Source organism: Paraburkholderia piptadeniae (assembly GCF_900007165.1).
Classification (GTDB): Bacteria; Pseudomonadota; Gammaproteobacteria; order Burkholderiales; family Burkholderiaceae; genus Paraburkholderia; species Paraburkholderia piptadeniae.
Map to the genome: position 1 here is coordinate 184 of NZ_CYGY02000040.1, position 1,451 is coordinate 1,634.

Consider the following 1,451-nt stretch of genomic DNA (forward strand, 5'->3'; position numbering starts at 1 on the left):
GAATTTATCGGGCGCTTTGGGCTGACCGCCCGACAGTTCAACGCGGTGCGCATCGGCCTGCGGGGCAAGGTCGACAGCATCGTCGCGCTCAGAAAGGAGCGCGCAGCATCCCTGGCGCAGCGGATCAAACGGGCCGCCACCGTGATCGCCCGGCTCGAGCAGCAGGCGCCTGGCAGTACGAAGCTGCACCAGAAGCGGCGACGTCTGGGGATTTTCGAGTCGAAGATCGCCCAGATCCAGGCGGACCAGGAGGCTGGTCGCGTGCGGCTGTGCTTTGGCTCGCGCCGGCTCTTCCGTGCGCAGTTCTCGCTCGCGCAAAACGGGTATGCAAGCCATGCCCAATGGCGGGAGGAGTGGCGCACGCGGCGCGATAGCCAGTTCTTCGTGATTGGGAGCAGGGACGAAACGGCGGGCAACCAGTCGTGCCAGGCCAGCGTCGAAGACAATGGTTCGCTCACGCTAAAGCTGCGGCTCCCGGATGTGCTCGCTGCGGAAAGCCGTTACGTCACGATTCCTGGTGTGCGCTTCGCCTATGGCCATGAGGACGTCGTGAAGGCGATCCTGTCGAGCCAGCGCATCCAGACGACATCAAAGGACGGCAGGCCTGTGTGGAAGCGCACCGGCACCGCGACCAGCTACCGCTTCCTGCGCGACGGTAAGGGATGGCGCCTGTTCGCGAGCGTCGATGTTGCGCCACCGGACCGAGTGAGCCATCGCCTGTGCGGTGCAATCGGCGTGGACATCAATGCAGATCATCTCGCCGTGGCTGACGTCGATTCATCGGGCAACCTCATGCGCAGCTGGCGCATCGATCTCGTCACGTATGGCAAGCGCACGGAGCAGAGCCGGGCACGGATCGGCGACGCATGTGTTGCGATTGCGGAACTCGCCCGCGCGGCCGGCAAGCCTGTCGTGCATGAGACACTGGACTTCGCAACGAAGAAGGCGGAGCTCGAGGCGACCGACGCGCGCTACGCGCGCATGCTTTCGTCGCTCTCGTATGGCCAGATCATGGCGGGCCTGGACAGTGCATGCTTCCGTCGCGGCGTCGAGACGATCGAGGTCAACCCGGCGTGGACGTCAGTGATTGGGGCGGTCAACCACGCGAAGCGGCACGGGATCGGTACACATGGGCGCCGCGTGTGCGGTTGCCCGAAGAGGTCTGGGATTTTCTGAACGCCCGGCAGCGCGCAGCGGCATTGTGCCCGCGCGCGGGAGGTGCCACGTCACCTTTGCGCTACCCGTGAGGAATCGTGCAAAGCATGTGTGGTCGCACTGGGCCGGCGTGAGGAAGAGCCTGAGAGCGGCGCATGCAGCGCATGTCCGGTCGGAGGGGGCGCGTTCACGCGCCCGATCCGCACCACTGGCCCCGGCAACCCGGCCAGTGGTGCCATCCTGACATCCGGGGCGAGATTCCCCGGCGCGAATCCGTCATCAGCACTGCTCGGGTG

Annotated in this window: 1 protein-coding gene; it reads left to right on the forward strand. The window is 65.7% G+C overall.

Annotation, left to right across the window (positions count from 1 at the left end; translation table 11 throughout):
* Positions 1 to 1,176 (forward strand): transposase (locus tag BN2476_RS21615; RefSeq protein WP_218274532.1); only part of this gene is annotated, 1,176 nt, incomplete at its 5' end.
* Positions 1,177 to 1,451 lie beyond the last annotated feature (275 nt).